This window comes from Erythrobacter litoralis HTCC2594 (assembly GCF_000013005.1).
GTDB classification, from domain to species: Bacteria; Pseudomonadota; Alphaproteobacteria; order Sphingomonadales; family Sphingomonadaceae; genus Parerythrobacter; species Parerythrobacter litoralis_A.
Map to the genome: position 1 here is coordinate 1,369,295 of NC_007722.1, position 16,089 is coordinate 1,385,383.

18 protein-coding genes are annotated in these 16,089 nt (G+C 63.0%); all 18 read right to left on the reverse strand.

Annotated elements, in window-relative coordinates:
• Positions 1-13: 13 nt before the first annotated feature.
• Complete coding sequence (locus EL2594_RS06535) at positions 14-724, reverse strand: biotin--[acetyl-CoA-carboxylase] ligase (protein ID WP_011414247.1); 711 nt, start codon at positions 722-724, stop codon at positions 14-16.
• A complete protein-coding gene (gene nuoN, locus EL2594_RS06540) occupies positions 721-2,184 on the reverse strand; it encodes an NADH-quinone oxidoreductase subunit NuoN (protein WP_011414248.1) in 1,464 nt (487 codons plus the stop codon). Before nuoN ends, EL2594_RS06535 begins: the two co-directional genes overlap by 4 nt.
• Positions 2,184-3,731, reverse strand: coding sequence for an NADH-quinone oxidoreductase subunit M (locus tag EL2594_RS06545; protein ID WP_011414249.1), 1,548 nt, complete (start codon positions 3,729-3,731; stop codon positions 2,184-2,186). Before EL2594_RS06545 ends, nuoN begins: the two co-directional genes overlap by 1 nt.
• Complete coding sequence (nuoL, locus tag EL2594_RS06550; RefSeq protein WP_011414250.1) at positions 3,731-5,806, reverse strand: NADH-quinone oxidoreductase subunit L; 2,076 nt, start codon at positions 5,804-5,806, stop codon at positions 3,731-3,733. Before nuoL ends, EL2594_RS06545 begins: the two co-directional genes overlap by 1 nt.
• Positions 5,807-5,810: 4 nt before the next feature.
• A complete protein-coding gene (gene nuoK, locus EL2594_RS06555; protein WP_011414251.1) occupies positions 5,811-6,116 on the reverse strand; it encodes an NADH-quinone oxidoreductase subunit NuoK in 306 nt (101 codons plus the stop codon).
• Positions 6,113-6,733: an NADH-quinone oxidoreductase subunit J gene (locus EL2594_RS06560; protein WP_011414252.1), complete on the reverse strand. Its 621-nt coding sequence runs from the start codon at positions 6,731-6,733 to the stop codon at positions 6,113-6,115. The genes nuoK and EL2594_RS06560 overlap by 4 nt, the downstream gene beginning before the upstream one ends.
• 27 nt (positions 6,734-6,760) lie before the next feature.
• Positions 6,761-7,249, reverse strand: coding sequence for an NADH-quinone oxidoreductase subunit NuoI (gene nuoI, locus EL2594_RS06565; RefSeq protein WP_011414253.1), 489 nt, complete (start codon positions 7,247-7,249; stop codon positions 6,761-6,763).
• On the reverse strand, positions 7,246-8,292 hold the full coding sequence (gene nuoH / locus EL2594_RS06570) for an NADH-quinone oxidoreductase subunit NuoH (protein WP_011414254.1): 1,047 nt from the start codon (positions 8,290-8,292) through the stop codon (positions 7,246-7,248). Before nuoH ends, nuoI begins: the two co-directional genes overlap by 4 nt.
• A gap of 205 nt (positions 8,293-8,497) precedes the next feature.
• The gene (gene nuoG / locus EL2594_RS06575; protein ID WP_011414256.1) at positions 8,498-10,513 is read right to left on the reverse strand and encodes an NADH-quinone oxidoreductase subunit NuoG; all 2,016 of its coding nucleotides are present in this window, start codon (positions 10,511-10,513) and stop codon (positions 8,498-8,500) included.
• Positions 10,506-11,138, reverse strand: coding sequence for a hypothetical protein (locus EL2594_RS06580; protein WP_011414257.1), 633 nt, complete (start codon positions 11,136-11,138; stop codon positions 10,506-10,508). The genes nuoG and EL2594_RS06580 overlap by 8 nt, the downstream gene beginning before the upstream one ends.
• A complete protein-coding gene (nuoF, locus tag EL2594_RS06585) occupies positions 11,135-12,427 on the reverse strand; it encodes an NADH-quinone oxidoreductase subunit NuoF (RefSeq protein WP_011414258.1) in 1,293 nt (430 codons plus the stop codon). The genes EL2594_RS06580 and nuoF overlap by 4 nt, the downstream gene beginning before the upstream one ends.
• Complete coding sequence (locus EL2594_RS06590) at positions 12,417-12,602, reverse strand: hypothetical protein (protein WP_011414259.1); 186 nt, start codon at positions 12,600-12,602, stop codon at positions 12,417-12,419. Before EL2594_RS06590 ends, nuoF begins: the two co-directional genes overlap by 11 nt.
• Positions 12,599-12,739: a hypothetical protein gene (locus tag EL2594_RS15480; protein WP_011414260.1), complete on the reverse strand. Its 141-nt coding sequence runs from the start codon at positions 12,737-12,739 to the stop codon at positions 12,599-12,601. The genes EL2594_RS06590 and EL2594_RS15480 overlap by 4 nt, the downstream gene beginning before the upstream one ends.
• 3 nt (positions 12,740-12,742) lie before the next feature.
• Entirely contained in the window at positions 12,743-13,411 is a 669-nt protein-coding gene (gene nuoE / locus EL2594_RS06595) for an NADH-quinone oxidoreductase subunit NuoE (protein ID WP_011414261.1), read from the reverse strand.
• Positions 13,404-13,586, reverse strand: a complete 183-nt coding sequence (locus tag EL2594_RS06600) for a hypothetical protein (protein WP_011414262.1) — start codon at positions 13,584-13,586, stop codon at positions 13,404-13,406. Before EL2594_RS06600 ends, nuoE begins: the two co-directional genes overlap by 8 nt.
• Positions 13,583-14,794, reverse strand: coding sequence for an NADH-quinone oxidoreductase subunit D (locus EL2594_RS06605; protein WP_011414263.1), 1,212 nt, complete (start codon positions 14,792-14,794; stop codon positions 13,583-13,585). The genes EL2594_RS06600 and EL2594_RS06605 overlap by 4 nt, the downstream gene beginning before the upstream one ends.
• A complete protein-coding gene (locus tag EL2594_RS06610; protein ID WP_011414264.1) occupies positions 14,791-15,333 on the reverse strand; it encodes a hypothetical protein in 543 nt (180 codons plus the stop codon). Before EL2594_RS06610 ends, EL2594_RS06605 begins: the two co-directional genes overlap by 4 nt.
• On the reverse strand, positions 15,330-16,082 hold the full coding sequence (locus EL2594_RS06615; RefSeq protein WP_011414265.1) for an NADH-quinone oxidoreductase subunit C: 753 nt from the start codon (positions 16,080-16,082) through the stop codon (positions 15,330-15,332). The genes EL2594_RS06610 and EL2594_RS06615 overlap by 4 nt, the downstream gene beginning before the upstream one ends.
• Between the last annotated feature and the right edge of the window lie 7 nt (positions 16,083-16,089).

Below are 16,089 nucleotides of genomic sequence, written 5' to 3' on the forward strand. Positions count from 1 at the left end.
TCTCTCGGCTCCTTCAGGCGAGCATCACATCGCCGGCGTGAATGGCACGGATGGTCCCGTCGTCCAAGCGCAGTTGCAGCGTGCCCTCGGCGTCGAGCCCGGCAAAGCGGCCGCTGAGCCTGCTGCCGTCGGGTTCATGAACCGAAAGCGCAGTGCCCTCCGGCGTCCCGCCAACCAGCCAGCGGCGGATCAGCGGATCGAGACCATAAGCGCGCCAGCGCTCGAGTTCACGATCCAGCGCTCCGGCCAGCGCTGCAGCAAAAAGATCGCGGTCGGGAGCCGGACCGAGTTGCGAAAGCGCAATAGTTTCGCGATCGGGTAAGTCGGGCGCAGCGGCGAGGTTAACCCCGATGCCGATCACGACAGCGTCGCCTGCGCGCTCCAGAAGAACACCGCACAGCTTGGCTCCGCGCAGGAGCACGTCGTTGGGCCATTTGAGCATCAGTCCCGACGGGTCCGACACATGCGATGCGAGCGCCTCGTAAAGCGCCAACCCTGCAACCAGCGAAAGCGAATGCGCGAGCGGGTCCTGCGGCGCCCGATGCACGACCGTCGAGCCCATGAAATTGCCCGAACCATCGAACCAGGTCCGCCCCTGCCGTCCTCGGCCGGCTGTCTGGCGGTCTGCGACCAGCCAGTGCCCTTCCGGCACATGATCACCACCGCAGATGCGCGAAATCAGGTCGGCGTTAGTCGAGCCGGTTTCGGCGACGGTCTGAATCAAGAGGCGATGAACAGCGCCGACGCGGCGCTATCGGTCAGCCCGCCGAGCCAGCCCGTCAGCAGGTAACCGAGTGGCGAAACGACCACCGCCGCCAATATCAGCAGCACCCAATGGGCCGTATCCGAAGTGCCCTTCACGCGGTCGACCGCGTCATCGAAGAACATGACCTTGACGAACTTGATGTAGTAGAACGCACCGATGACGCTGGCAGCGATACCGAGCGCAGCCAGCAGCACCATGTCGGCCTGCACCGCGGCCTGAAAGACCACGAACTTGCCCCAGAAGCCCAGCAGCGGCGGGATGCCGGCGAGGCTGAACATCAGGAACAGCAGACACCATGCGAGCGCCGGACGCGTCGTCGAGAGCCCGGCAATATCGTCGAAGGTTTCGAGCGGGGTGCCGTCCTCATCCTTCAGCATCAGCAGCGCCACAAAACTGCCCAGCGCCATCACGACATAGATCGCGAGATAGGTCAGCATGGCGCTGAGGCCCGCGACGGTCGATGCGGCCAGGCCGATCAGGATGAAGCCGACATTGTTGATCGAGGAATAGGCCAGCAGTCGCTTGAGGTTGGTCTGGCCGATCGCGCCCAGCGCGCCGAGTACGATAGAGGCCAGCGCCGCGAAGATCACGATCTGCTGCCACGCCTCGGTCTGCTCGCCGAACGGGCTGAGCGCGACGCGCGCGGTCAGGGCAACGGCGGCCACCTTGGGCGCGGTGGCGAAGAATGTCGTCACCGGTGTCGGCGCGCCTTCGTAAACGTCCGGCGTCCACATGTGGAACGGCACGGCGGCGATCTTGAAGGCGAGACCGGCGAGCACGAAGATCACCCCGAACAGCGCGCCGGTCGACATGTCGCCGGTGAGCGCCCCACGCACGCCTTCGAAGTCGGTCGTTCCGGTAAAGCCGTAGACGAGGCTCATGCCGTACAGCAGGATACCCGAGGCTAACGCGCCGAGGACGAAGTACTTGAGGCCTGCCTCCGCCGAACGCGTGTCGTTGCGCAGGAAGCTGGCGAGGACATAGGCCGCGAGGCTGTTGAGCTCCAGGCCGATATAAAGCGTGATCAGATCCCCGGCGGAGACCATGATGCTCATGCCCAGCGTCGCCAGCAGGACGAGCACCGGATATTCCGGGCGCATGGCCTTGAGCCGGTCGAAGAAGGCCGGGGCGATCATCAGGCAGCCTATGGCCGAAAGGTAGATCAGGATCTTGGCAAAGCTGGCAAAGCTGTCCGCAAGGAACTGGCCGCCGAACGCGACGGTATCGGGCCCGCTCGCCCCACTGGTCAGCGCGGGTGCGACCATTACGGCGGCAGCGCCCAGCGTTGCCGCCGCAAGGATGCTTACAAGCCGCGCGGTCTTGTCGCCGACATAGGCAGTGATCAGGATCAGCGCCATGGCCGAGATCGCCATGACGATCTCGGGGAGGATCAGCGTGAGGGATGCATTGAGTTCCATCAGTGCGCTCCCCCTTCCTTGGCCTCGTAAGCGACGGCATTGGCGGCCTCCGCCCGTGGCTCACCCGCCGCCAGTTTCGCATCGCCTTCCGGCGCGGCGCGCGACAGGCGCGCGTCGAGCGCAGCGATGTCCTGCCGCATCGGGGCGAGGAAGCTTTCGGGATAGACGCCCATCCACAGCACGGCGGCGGCAATAGGGCCCAGCATCGCCCACTCGCGCAGGTTGAGATCCTTCATCGCCGCGGCGTCCTCGTTGACCTGCGTGCCGAAGACGACCCGGCGATAGAGATAGAGCATGTAGCCAGCTCCGAGGATGATGCCCGTGGTAAGGAACAGCGTCACTGAGCTGGAGACCTGGTAGGTGCCGGCAAGGCTGAGGAATTCCGCGACGAAGCCGCTTGTGCCCGGCAGGCCGATGCTGGCCATGGTGAAGAGGAGGAAGAACAGCGCATATTTGGGCATGTTGATGGCAAGCCCGCCGTAACGCCCGATCTCGCGCGTATGCAGCCGGTCGTAGATGATCCCCACGCACAGGAAGAGCGCGCCCGACACCAGGCCGTGGCTCAGCATCACGATCATTGCGCCTTCGAGGCCCTGGACGTTGAAGGCGAAGAGTGCCGCCGTCACGATCGCCATGTGCGCGACCGAGGAATAGGCGATCAGTTTCTTCATGTCCTCCTGCACCAGCGCAACGAGCGAGGTGTAGATCACCGCGATCATCGACAGGGCAAAGACCAGCCACGTGAACTGCGCGGAGGCTTCGGGGAACATCGGCAGACTGAAGCGAATGAAGCCGTAGCCGCCGAGCTTGAGCAGCACGCCGGCGAGGATCACCGAACCGGCAGTCGGCGCCTGCACGTGTGCGGCGGGCAGCCAGGTGTGGAAGGGGAACATCGGCACTTTCACCGCGAAGCTCGCGAAGAAGGCCAGCCACAGCCAGGTCTGCGCTTCCGGCGCGAAATCGTATTGCATCAGCGTCGGGATGTCGGAGGTGCCCGCTTCGTTCACCATCCAGAACATTGCGACCAGCATCAGGACCGAGCCGATCAGCGTATAGAGGAAGAACTTGAACGCTGCGTAGATGCGGTCCGCCCCGCCCCAGATGCCGATCAGCAGGTACATCGGGATCAGGCCGGCTTCGAAGAAGATGTAGAACAGGAACAAGTCCTGCGCGGCGAAGACGCCGATCATGAGCATCTCTGTCAGCAACAGCGCGGCCATGTATTCGCCGACGCGCTTCTGGATCGCTTCCCAGCTGGCGAGGACACAGATCGGCATCAGGAAGACGCTGAGCATAATGAGCAGCATCGCAATGCCATCGACGCCGAGGGCATAGTCGAATCCCGCAAACAGGTCTGCCCGCTCGGTGAACTGCCACTGCGGACCGCCGATTTCGAAACCTGCCCACAGCGCGATGCCCAGCGCGAGATTGATCATCGTGGCGACCAGCGCGACCATGCGCGCTGCCGACGCTTCGAGGAAATAGCAGGCAAGCGCCGCGACCAGCGGCACTACCAGGAGAGCAGTAAGGATAGGGAAGCCTTCCATCACAGGAGCACCCAGGTAACCGCGGCGACCAGGCCCAGCAGCATGATCAGCGCGTAGCTGTAGAGATAACCGGACTGCAGGCGCCTGGCCGCGCCAGAACCTTGCATGACGACCCATGCCGCGCCGTCAGGTCCGAAGCGCTTGATCACGCCGACATCGATGACGTGCCAGAACAGCCGCCCGAGCCAGAAGGCCGGCTTCACGAACAGCACGTTGTAGAGTTCGTCGAAATACCATTTGTTGAACAGGAATTTGTACACCGGCCCAAGCTGTTCGGCGGCCTTGCCCGGGATCGACGTGTCCTTGATGTAGGCAAACCAGGCGATGATGAACCCGAGGATCATGACGATTGTAGCCGTCAGTTTCACCCACAGCGGGACGGCATGCAGCGCGTGGATCAGGTTTTCGTTGAAGAAGATCGAATCGCCCCAGAAGGCGCCATTCACCGCATCGGCCGAACCGTCCACGAACGGATACTTGAAGACATAGCCCGCGAAAATCGCGCCGATTGTCAGGACGACCAGCGGGATCAGCATCGACCACGGACTCTCGTGCGGGTGATAGCCCGCGGTGCCATCGGCGTGCTCGGGCGACGGCACGGCATGCGCGACATCGTCGCCGCTGTCTTCCTGCACCGGCGGATTGCCGTGTTCGGGATCGTCGTGCCCGTGATGGACCGCGTGCTGGATATGCTCGCTTTCGGCCCAGCGCGGCTTGCCCCAGAAAGTCAGGAACATCAGGCGCCAGCTGTAGAAGCTGGTCAGCAGCGCGGCGAAAGCGCCGGCCCAGAAGGCGAACATGCCCATGTCGGTGCCGCGCGCAAAGGCAGCCTCGAGAATCGCGTCTTTCGAATAGAACCCCGCGAAGCCGAAAACGCCCAGCACGCCGACGCCGGTGATCGCCAGCGTGCCCGCCAGCATGGCCCAGAAAGTGATCGGGATATGCTTACGCAGCGCGCCGTAATAGCGCATGTCCTGCTCGTGATGCATCGCGTGGATGACCGAGCCTGCGCCCAGGAACAGCAGCGCCTTGAAGAAGGCGTGCGTGAAGAGGTGGAACATGGCGACGCCATAGGCGCCGACACCGGCGGCGAAGAACATGTAGCCGAGCTGCGAGCAGGTCGAATAGGCGATGACGCGCTTGATGTCCCACTGCGTCGTGCCGACCGTCGCCGCGAAGAGGCAGGTCGCTGCGCCGATGAAAGTCACGATGGCCAGCGCCGTCGGCGCGGTTTCGAACATCGGCGACAGGCGGCAGACCATGAACACGCCTGCGGTCACCATGGTCGCGGCGTGGATCAGTGCAGAGACCGGGGTCGGGCCTTCCATCGCGTCGGGCAACCAGGTGTGCAGGCCCAGCTGCGCCGATTTGCCCATCGCGCCGATGAACAGCAGGATGGCGAGGATATCCATTGTGTAGAAGCGGTAACCGAAGGCGCCGATTGTGCTGCCGCTCATCGACGGTGCCATCTCGAGGATTTCGGGGATCGAAACGGTGCCGAACACGAGGAAAGTGCCGAAGATGCCGAGCATGAAGCCCAGGTCGCCCACGCGGTTGACCACGAAAGCCTTGATCGCGGCGGCGTTGGCGCTCGGTTTCTTGAACCAGAACCCGATCAGCAGATAGCTGGCGAGGCCCACGCCTTCCCAACCGAAGAACATCTGCACCAGGTTGTCGGCGGTCACCAGCATCAGCATGGCGAAGGTGAACAACGAGAGATAGGCGAAGAAGCGCGGCTGGTCCGGGTCTTCCTCCATGTACCCCCAGGAATAGAGGTGCACGAGCGCGGAAACGCTGTTGATCACAACCAGCATGACAGCAGTCAGCGCATCGACGCGCAGCGCCCAGTCGAAGCTCATGGAGCCCGACTGCACCCATTGCAGCACGGGCACGACGGTCGCTTCCTGCGTGCCGGTGAGGAAGCCGATGAAGATCGGCCAGCTCAACGCGCAGGACAGGAACAGCGCGCCGGTCGTGATCGCCTTGGCGAACACGCTGGGCGCAGACTTGTTGACCAGCCCGGCGATTATCGACGCCAGCAAGGGGCCGAAAACGATGATCAGGATCGAGGACACCGGATTACCCCTTGAGCCGGTCGACGCTGTCGACGCTGATCGTGCCGCGGCTGCGGAAATAAATGACGAGGATCGCGAGGCCGATAGCCGCCTCGCCTGCCGCCACGGTCAGAACGAACATCGCGAAGATCTGGCCCGTCAAATCGCCGAGGAAGGAACTGAAAGCGACCAGATTCAGGTTCACCGCCAGCAGGATCAATTCGATCGCCATCAGGATGACGATGATGTTCTTGCGATTGAGGAAAATCCCCAGCACGCCGAGCACGAACAGGATCGTACTGACGACGATGTAGTGTTCGATGCCGATCACAGCTCGACCCCCTTCCCGATCTCGGGCTGCTTCATCACCGTCGCCTCTTCCGGACGGCGGCTGACCTGCTTGCCGATATTCTGGTGGCCGCGGGTGTTCTTGAGATCGCGGTGCGTCAGCACGATCGCGCCGATCATGGCAACCAGCAGGATCAGCCCCGCGCCCTCGAACAGGAACAGGTATTTGCCGTACATCAGCGCGCCGAGGCTCTCGATATTGGTCTCCCCCACCAGCGGCGCGGCGCTACCATCGGGGGTGCCAAGCTCGACGATACCGGCGCGGTAGGCACCGATGCCCAGCACCAGCTCCGCCAACAACACCAGCGCAATCGCGATGCCGAGCGGGAAGTTCTTGATGAAGCCGGCGCGCAGCTCGGCGAAATCGATGTCCAGCATCATCACCACGAACAGGAACAGCACCGCGACCGCGCCGACATAGACGATCACCAGCAGCATTGCGATGAACTCTGCCCCCAGCAGCACCATCAGCCCCGCCGCGTTGAAGAAAGCGAGGATCAGCCACAGCACCGAATGCACCGGATTGCGGCTCATGATCGTCAGCACGCCGCTGGCGATCATCAGCGCTGCGAACAGGTAAAAGGCGAATGCTTGTATCATGGTGCCCCGGTTTCGTCTGGCGCGCGGTTAGCGATACGGCGCATCGGCTTCAAGGTTTGCGGCGATCGCCCGCTCCCACTTGTCACCATTGGCGAGCAGCTTTGCCTTGTCGTAGAGCAGCTCCTCGCGGGTTTCGGTCGAATATTCGAAGTTCGGACCCTCGACGATGGCGTCCACCGGGCACGCTTCCTGGCAGAAGCCGCAATAGATGCACTTTGTCATATCGATATCGTAGCGGGTGGTGCGGCGGCTGCCGTCGTCGCGCGGTTCGCTCTCGATCGTGATCGCCTGCGCCGGGCAGACCGCCTCACACAGCTTGCAGGCGATGCAGCGTTCCTCGCCATTGGGATAGCGACGCAGCGCATGCTCGCCGCGGAAGCGCGGGCTCAGCGGGTTCTTTTCGAACGGGTAGTTGATCGTCGCCTTGGGCTTGAAGAAATACTTCAAGGTCAGCGCATGCGCCTTGAGGAATTCCCACAAGGTGAACGATTTGAGGAGTTGGGTTGCGGTGGTCATCCGTAGTGCCCCGTGGCCATCAGATAGCCGCTGATAAGGAAAACGAAGAGCAGGCTCATCGGCAGGAAGACCTTCCATCCGAGCCGCATCAGCTGGTCGTAACGGTACCGGGGCACGGTCGCCCAGATCCAGCTGAACATGAAGAAGAACAGGAAGGTCTTGATAAGGAACCAGAGGAAGCCCGGCACATAATAGAGCGGCGCCCAGTCGATCGGCGGCAGCCAACCGCCAAAGAACAGCACGGTGTTGAGCGAGCACAGCAACAGGATATTGGCATACTCACCGAGCCAGAACAGCGCGAAGCTCATGCTGGAATATTCGGTCTGGTAGCCCGCCACGAGCTCCGATTCCGCTTCGGTCAGGTCGAAGGGCGCGCGCTGCGTTTCGGCGAGGCAGGAGATGAAGAACAGCACCCACATCGGGAACAGCAGGATGTTGAAGAAATAGCCGTTGACGATGCCGAGCCCGTGCCCGCGCTGCGCCTCGACGATTTCGCTGAGGTTGAACGTGCCCGCCCACAGCACGACGCAGATCAGGATGAAGCCGATCGAGACTTCGTAAGAGATCATCTGAGCGGCGGCGCGCATGGCGGAGAAGAACGGGTATTTGGAGTTGCTAGCCCAGCCCGCCATGACGATGCCGTAGACACCCAGCGAGCTGATCGCGAGCACGTAGAGCAGGCCGACATTGATATCCGCCAGCACCATGCCGTCGCCGAACGGGATCACCGCCCAGGCGACTAGCGCAACGACGAAGGTCACGATCGGTGCGAGCAGGAAAATACCCTTGTTCGCCGCGCTGGGGATGATGGTTTCCTGCAGGAACACCTTGAGCCCGTCGGCGAAGCTTTGCAGCAGGCCGAAGGGCCCGACCACGTTGGGCCCGCGCCGCAGCATGATCGCGCCCAGCACCTTGCGGTCGACATAGATCACCATCGCGACCGCCAGCATCACCGGCAGCGCGATCAGCAGGATTCCGGCAATGGTCGCGGTAAACCACGCCCATTCGTAATTCATGCCGAGGGTTTGGAAGAATTCAGTCATTATTCGCCTCCTCCGCCGCAATCTCCGGCGCCGGAGCTCCCAAGATCATGGCCAGCTGCATATGCACCATAGCCAAGGCCAGCGGCTCCAGCGCGCTCACTATGCCGGTCCATTTTCCTGTCGGATACCTTCTTCGAAACCAGCACGATGGCAGCGATGGCCGAAGCGCTCACAATCACAGCGGCGAGGATAGTCAGAACGACGCTCATTCCGCCGCCTCCGCGAGTTCATCGCCATGCAGCAGCTCGGCCGAGCATTGCTGCATCACCGCGCTGGCGCGGGCGATGGGGTTGGTGAGGTAGAAATCCTTGATCGGATAGGCTTCGATAACGCCTTCGGCCTTGGCCTTGCTGTCCGCCTTGGGCAGCTTGCCGAGATCGGCGAGACCTTCTTCACCCAAGGCCGGTACTTCGGCGATCATGGCGCTCTGCAACTGGTCGAAGCTGTCAAAGCCGACCTCAACGCCAATCGCATCGGCCAGCGCGCGCAGGATGGTCCAGTCTTCGCGGGCATCGCCCGGCGCGAAGACGGCTTTCTCGGCATATTGGACGCGGCCTTCGGTATTGACGTAGGTGCCGTCTTTCTCGGCATAGCTCGCCGCGGGCAGGATGATATCCGCCGCATGCGCGCCCTTGTCGCCGTGGTGGCCGATATAGACCTTGAGGCTGTCGGCGAACGGTTCGAAATCCATCTCGTCCGCGCCTAGCGCCAGCAGAACCTTGGGCGCGGCCTTGGCGATGTCCTTCACCCCGCCCTTCTGCGCATAGCCGAGCATCAGCCCGCCCATGCGCGCGGCGGAGAAGTGCAGCACGTTGAAGCCGTTCCAGCCGTCCTTGATGCAGCCGAGCGTATCGGCGGCGGCAAGACCTGCGCCAAGAGCGCCCTTGGCCAAGGCTGCGCCGCCCATGATGATGGCGGAACGCTCAGCGCCCTTGAAGTTATCGACCAGATCGCTCGGCAGGTCCGACAGCACCGCGAGGTCACTTCCGAGGAACGTCGCTGGGAAAGTGGTCTCCCACTCCGGCCCGATCACGAACACCTTGGCGCCGCGCTTCACCGCCTTGCGCAAACGCACGTTTACCAGCGGCGCTTCCCAGCGGATGTGGCTGCCGACGATCAGGATCGCATCGGCGGTCTCGATACCGGCCAGCGTCGAATTGAAATTGACCGCCGCGAGGTTCGACACGTCATAGTCCATGCCGGTCTGGCGGCCTTCGAGCAGGTCCGACCCGCACGCCTTGAGCAGCGCCTTGGCCGCAAACATCGTCTCGCAATCGACCAGATCGCCTGCGACGGCGGCGATGCTCGAGGTGTTGCCCTTGAGCTGTTTCGCAATCGCCTTGAAGGCCTCGTCCCATCCCGCAGGCTGCAACTTGCCGCGCTTGCGCATGAAGACCTTGTCGAGCCGCCGTTTGATGAGGCCATCAACCTGGTAGCGGCCCTTGTCGCTGACCCATTCTTCATTGACGTCGTCATTGATGCGCGGGAGCGCGCGCATGACTTCGCGGCCTTTGGAATGGAGCGTGATATTGGCGCCGACAGCGTCCGACACATCGATGCTGAGCGTGCGTTTCAATTCCCACGGACGCGCTTCGAAAGCATAGGGCCGGCTGGTCAGCGCGCCGACCGGGCATAGGTCGATCACATTGGCCGACAGCTCATGCTCGGCGGCCTGCTCCAGATAAGTGGTGATCTGCATGTCCTCGCCGCGATAGAGCGCGCCGATTTCGTCCACGCCGGCGATTTCTTCGGAAAAGCGCACGCAGCGGGTGCAGTGGATGCAGCGGGTCATGATCGTTTTGATCAGTGGGCCCATGTATTTCTCGGTCACCGCCCGCTTGTTCATATCGTAGCGCGAACCGCCACGACCGTAGGCAACGGCCTGGTCCTGAAGGTCGCATTCGCCGCCCTGGTCGCAGATCGGGCAGTCGAGCGGGTGGTTGATGAGCAGGAATTCCATCACGCCTTCGCGCGCGGTCTTGACCATCTCGCTGTCGGTGCGGATTTCCTGCCCGTCGGCCGCGGGCAGCGCGCAGCTCGCCTGCGGCTTGGGTGGACCCGGCTTCACCTCGACCAGACACATGCGGCAATTGCCGGCGATGCTCAGCCGTTCGTGATAGCAGAAGCGCGGAATTTCCTTCCCCGCCATCTCGCAGGCCTGGAGGACGGTTGCGCCGTCCGGAACCTCGAGTTCCTGTCCGTCTACGGTGACTTTAGGCATCGGTTTGGGCCTTCTGGGCTGCAAGCAGGCGGAAAGAAGCGGTGGCGAGCATGGCGCGCATCGCGAGCGGGGAGGCTTCGACCGGCGCGCCGCGCGAGGTGCAGACGTCCTTGACTGCGGCCAGTTCTTTCAGCGAAGCCAGTTCCGCTTCTGAATTGATCTCGGTGCCGAACAGCCGGGCCACGAGATGGGGTGCACCGCGCGTCATGCAGGATGCAACCTGGTCGGTATAGGAATAGGTCGGCGCTTCGGGGCCGATGGCCGCCATCGAAAGGCGCGTGATCAACGGTGCTTCGTCGCGTTCGATCATGCGTTCGGCGAGACCGCCGGCGAAGGGCAGCCCGGTAAGGCGGATTTGACGATAGGCGCGCGGCATGGCCTCGAAACATTCCGAACTGACGCGCTTTTGCGCCAGTTGCTGGATCGCGGACTTGTAACCGTCTTCGCGATAGTCCTGCATCAGGGTCGCAGCGACTTCCTGCGCATTCTCATCGGCGATGCAGGCGGTCCACGCCTCAACCGCTTCACGCTGCTTTTCGACGCTGCGTTCCATCTTCTTGGGCTGCGCATGGGCTGCTCCAGCCAAAAGGCTCGCTGCGACGGCAAGGGCGACGACCCACTTCATTCCGCAGCCTCCGCGAATTTGGTGTTATGCTCTTCGATCCGGCGCTCCAGTTCCGGGCGGAAGTGGCGGATAAGGCCCTGGATCGGCCACGCCGCGGCATCGCCGAGCGCGCAGATGGTGTGGCCTTCGACCTGCTTGGTCACTTGCTGCAGCATGTCGATTTCCTCGATCGCCGCATCGCCGGTGCGCAGGCGCTCCATCATGCGCCACATCCAGCCGGTGCCTTCGCGGCAGGGCGTGCATTGGCCGCAAGATTCATGTTTGTAGAAATAGCTGATGCGGCTGATCGCGCGGACGATATCGGTCGACTTGTCCATCACGATCACCGCCGCCGTGCCGAGGCCGGAGCCGACGTCTTTCAGCCCGTCGAAATCCATCGGCGCTTGGCGGATCTGCTCGGCGGGGACGAGCGGCACCGAGCTGCCGCCAGGGATCACCGCCAGCAGATTGTCCCACCCGCCGGTAATGCCGCCGCAATGCTTTTCGATCAGCTCCTCGAAGGGAATGCTCATCGCTTCTTCGACGACGCAGGGCTTTTCGACATGACCGCTGATCTGGAAGAGCTTGGTGCCGTGATTGTTTTCGCGCCCGAAGCTCGCGAACCAGTTGCCGCCGCGCCGCAGGATCGTCGGCACGACCGCGATGCTCTCGACATTGTTGACAGTGGTCGGGCAGCCATAGAGGCCCGCGCCGGCCGGGAATGGCGGCTTCAGGCGGGGCTGGCCCTTTTTGCCTTCCAGGCTCTCGATCATCGCGGTTTCTTCGCCGCAGATATAGGCGCCCGCGCCGCGGTGCAGGAAGACATCGTAATCGAAACCCGAGCCGCTGGCATTCTTGCCGATCAGGCCCGCGTCATAAGCCTCGTCGATGGCCGCCTGCAGCGTCTCGGCCTCGCGGATATACTCGCCGCGGATGTAGATATAGGCGGCGCGCGCGCGCATCGCGAAACCGGCGACGAGTGCGCCTTCGATCAGCTTGTGCGGATCGTGGCGGATGATCTCGCGGTCCTTGCACGAACCGGGTTCGGATTCGTCGGCATTGATCACGAGGAAGCTCGGGCGACCGTCTTTCGATTCTTTCGGCATAAACGACCATTTGAGGCCGGTCGGGAAGCCCGCCCCGCCCCGCCCGCGCAGGCCGGAGGTCTTGATCTCTTCGATGATATTCTCTTCGCCGCGCGCGATCAGGGCCTTGGTATCGTCCCAGTCCCCGCGCGCCTGCGCAGCCTTCAGCCCCCAGTCCTGGAAACCGTAGACGTTGGTGAAGATGCGGTCCTTGTCAGCCAGCATCGTCGATATCCTTCCTGTTTCCCGCCCTCAGCTGCCGCAGGCACAGCACCTGAAAGATCAGGCCCATTGCCAGCATGGCGATACCGGCGGTGCGATTGCCGTCGACCGTGAGGAACACCCCGCCGAACACGCCGACGAGACCTGCAATGGCGAGCGCGATCGTGCTGCCGCTCATCCGATCGCTCCCTGCTGCCACAGCGCTGCCAACACGGCGAAAATGACGATGATCACGCCCACGCGCGCCAGCCCCATCAGCACCTTGTAGGCGATGAAGGCCAGCCCGAGCGCGACTATGATCGAGACGAATTCCATCGCTCACCACTCGCTCCGGTAATCGTGATTGGCGTCGACCATTTCCTTGAGCGTCGTCGGCCCGCCCAGGGGCTCCGACGTGTGCCGCCCCGGCTCCTGCGTGCCGGTCTTCGGCTGCTCGCCCGCCGCGAGCGCGTCGAGCACGGCATCGAGGCGTTCGGGCGTCAGGTCTTCGTAATTGTCGTCGTTGATCTGGACCATCGGCGCGGTGGCGCAATTGCCCATGCATTCGACTTCGGTGAGGGTCCAGAGGCCATCTGCCGAGACCCTGCCCTTCTCCATCCCGCGCTTCTTGCAGGCGGCAATGATCTCGTCGCTGCCGCGCAGCATGCAGGGCGTCGTGCCGCATACCTGCACGTGGTATTTCCCGACCGGCTGGAGGTTGTACATGAAATAGAAGGTCGCGACCTCGACCACGCGGATCACCGGCATGTCGAGATAGTCGGCGACATATTCCATCACCGGCAGCGGCAGCCACCCCTGCGTGTTGGTCTCTTCGCCGACCTGGGCCTGGGCGAGAAACAGCAGCGGCATCACCGCGCTGCGCTGGCGCCCTTCAGGGTATTTGGCGATATGCTTGTCCGCTTCGGCCTTGTTCGCGGCCGTGAAGACGAAGTTGCCCCAGCGCTCGCGCAGTTCGGGCGTATCGGCGGCGAGAGAACGATCAGCCATGGTTCAACCTGTGTTGCAGATAGCGGCCGACATAGAGGCCGATGACAGCGGCACCCGCCGTCGACGTGATTTCCTTGAAGCTCGGCGCCCCGTGAAACACGGCAAGATAAGCCGCAATCGCCGAAGCGAACGCCGCAAACGCCGCGATGAAGATGAACAGTTCGCGGAGGATCACCGGTCACACTCCCCGAACACCACGTCGATTGCGCCGAGGATGGCGGTCGCGTCGGGCAGCATGTGGCCCTTGGACATGAAGTCCATCGCTTGCAGGTGCGAAAACGCGGTCGGGCGGATCTTGCAGCGATATGGCTTGTTGGTGCCGTCGGCGACCAGATAGACGCCGAATTCGCCCTTGGGGCTTTCCGTCGCCACGTAGACTTCGCCCGCCGGAACGTGGAAGCCCTCGGTGTAGAGCTTGAAGTGATGGATCAGCGCTTCCATCGACTGTTTCATCCTGCCGCGCGACGGGGGCGAGACTTTACCGTCGGTGCTGGCAATCGGGCCCTGCGGCATTTGCGCAAGGCACTGCTTGATGATCTTTGCGCTCTCGTAAACTTCCTTCACGCGCACGGAGAAGCGGTCGTAGCAATCCGAATTGGTGCCGACGGGGATGTCGAATTCCATCCGGTCATAGACGTCGTAAGGCTGCGACTTGCGCAGGTCCCACGGGATGCCCGCCGCACGGATCATCGGGCCGGAGAAGCCCCATTTAACCGCATCGTCCTTGCTGACGACGGCGATATCGACGTTGCGCTGCTTGAAGATGCGGTTGTCGAGCACGAGGCTCATCGCGTCGCCGAACAGTTCGGGCAGGCGCGTATCGAGCCACTCGCCGATATCGACCAGCAGCTTTTCCGGCACGTCCTGGTGGACGCCGCCGGGGCGGAACCACGCCATATGCATACGCGCGCCCGAAGCCCGCTCGAAGAAATTCATGCAGTCTTCGCGCAATTCGAACATCCACAGGTTCGGCGTAAAGGCGCCGACATCGAGGACATGCGCGCCGAGGTTGAGCATGTGGTTGGAAATGCGGGTCAATTCGGCGAACAGCACGCGAAGGTACTGCGCCCGCTCGGGCACTTCGATGTTGAGCAGCTTCTCGATCGCGAGCACGTAGCTGTGCTCCATGCAAAGAGGCGAACAATAGTCGAGCCGGTCGAAATAGGGCAGCGCCTGCAGATAGGTCTTGTGCTCGATCAGCTTCTCGGTGCCGCGGTGGAGCAGGCCGACATGCGGGTCGACGCGTTCGATGATTTCGCCGTCCAGCTCCATGATCATGCGCAGCACGCCGTGGGCCGCCGGGTGCTGGGGCCCGAAATTGATCGTGTAGTTGGTGATCACGTCCCCGTCGGTGGTGGGGCTTTCTTCGATGTGAACGCTCATCCGCAGATCCAATCGCCGCTATAGCTCTGTGTCGTGCCCGCGCTGTCGGTGACGACCATGTTGGCGGCGCGGCGCGCTTCGTTGCCGGCGGTCGGGGCCACGCTGATGCTGACACCCTGCGTCGAGAAAGTCGTGCCGGCCCTGATTGCCGACAGGCCGCCCGACGCATCGACGGTTATCAGTTCCCCGCCGATCCGTACGACACCCTTGCCGCTCTGATCGTTGCCCGACGTGTAGAGGATTTCCCGGCCCAGTTCCTGGAAGGTGCAGCCGCCCTGGCGCGTGCCGAGATCGACCATCCCGATATCGCCGAGCCGCTCGAGCTGTTTGGGATCCGCGCCGGACGGGATCTGCGCGGCCGGAGCATTGGGCTGTGCCGCCTGCGCCTCCACCTCGGCTTGCGAAGGACCGGTCGCCTGGCCATTCGCGCCAACGCGATTGGCGAAATCGTCCGCGCTCTGCTCTTCGCCGGCTTGCGAGCAGGCCGCAAGCGCCAGCGAGACGGTCGCCGCAAAAGTGGACGCGCGCACCGGCATCATGCGTCGTCCTCCTCTTCGTCATCCATGGCAGGCGGATCGGCAGGCGTGCCCTCGGCGGCCTTGGCGTTCGCCCTGGCACCCGCACCGGTGTCTTCCGGTCCTTCGGTCACCATCGGATCGTCGATCGGAGGCATGTCGGCCTTCTCGTCGCCCGGCAGCGGCGGGGTCATGCCTTCCCATGGGCTGAGAAAATCGAACGTGCGCAGGTCCTGCGCCAGCTCGACCGGTTCGTACACGACGCGCTGCTCCTCTTCGGAATAGCGCAGCTCGGTATAGCCAGTCAGCGGGAAGTCCTTGCGGAAGGGGTGCCCTTCGAAGCCGTAATCGGTAAGGATGCGGCGAAGATCGGTATTGCCGTCGAACAATACGCCGTAGAGGTCGAACACTTCACGCTCGAGCCAGCCGGCATTGGGCCACAGCGTCGTGACGGTCGGAACAGGCGTTTTCTCGTCCGTGCTTACCTTGACCATCACGCGGTGGTTCTTCGTCAGACTGAGCAGCATGTAGACGACTTCGAACCGCTCGGGCCGCTCGGGATAGTCGACCCCCGCGATTTCCATCAGTTGCTGGTAATCGTGATCGTCGCGCAGGGTGCGCAGCACGTCTTCGATAGCATCGCGCTCGACGGTGATGATGATCTCGCCATACTTCTCGTGCGAAGCGGCGACATAATCGCCCAGCGCCTTCACCAGCGTGCCGCGCACGCCGTCGTTGGAGGCATATTTGGGGGCGGAGTGAACGACAGCCATCTTAGCG

Excerpts from the sequence above, each read along its gene's own strand:
- nuoN (WP_011414248.1), bottom strand. The coding sequence starts at position 2,184 with ATGGAACTCAATGCATCCCTCACGCTGATCCTCCCCGAGATCGTCATG.
- EL2594_RS06545 (WP_011414249.1), bottom strand. The coding sequence starts at position 3,731 with ATGGAAGGCTTCCCTATCCTTACTGCTCTCCTGGTAGTGCCGCTGGTC.
- EL2594_RS06560 (WP_011414252.1), bottom strand. The coding sequence starts at position 6,733 with ATGATACAAGCATTCGCCTTTTACCTGTTCGCAGCGCTGATGATCGCC.
- nuoI (WP_011414253.1), bottom strand. The coding sequence starts at position 7,249 with ATGACCACCGCAACCCAACTCCTCAAATCGTTCACCTTGTGGGAATTC.
- nuoH (WP_011414254.1), bottom strand. The coding sequence starts at position 8,292 with ATGACTGAATTCTTCCAAACCCTCGGCATGAATTACGAATGGGCGTGG.
- nuoG (WP_011414256.1), bottom strand. The coding sequence starts at position 10,513 with ATGCCTAAAGTCACCGTAGACGGACAGGAACTCGAGGTTCCGGACGGC.
- EL2594_RS06580 (WP_011414257.1), bottom strand. The coding sequence starts at position 11,138 with ATGAAGTGGGTCGTCGCCCTTGCCGTCGCAGCGAGCCTTTTGGCTGGA.
- nuoF (WP_011414258.1), bottom strand. The coding sequence starts at position 12,427 with ATGCTGGCTGACAAGGACCGCATCTTCACCAACGTCTACGGTTTCCAG.
- EL2594_RS06590 (WP_011414259.1), bottom strand. The coding sequence starts at position 12,602 with ATGAGCGGCAGCACGATCGCGCTCGCCATTGCAGGTCTCGTCGGCGTG.
- EL2594_RS15480 (WP_011414260.1), bottom strand. The coding sequence starts at position 12,739 with ATGGAATTCGTCTCGATCATAGTCGCGCTCGGGCTGGCCTTCATCGCC.
- nuoE (WP_011414261.1), bottom strand. The coding sequence starts at position 13,411 with ATGGCTGATCGTTCTCTCGCCGCCGATACGCCCGAACTGCGCGAGCGC.
- EL2594_RS06605 (WP_011414263.1), bottom strand. The coding sequence starts at position 14,794 with ATGAGCGTTCACATCGAAGAAAGCCCCACCACCGACGGGGACGTGATC.
- EL2594_RS06610 (WP_011414264.1), bottom strand. The coding sequence starts at position 15,333 with ATGATGCCGGTGCGCGCGTCCACTTTTGCGGCGACCGTCTCGCTGGCG.
- EL2594_RS06615 (WP_011414265.1), bottom strand. The coding sequence starts at position 16,082 with ATGGCTGTCGTTCACTCCGCCCCCAAATATGCCTCCAACGACGGCGTG.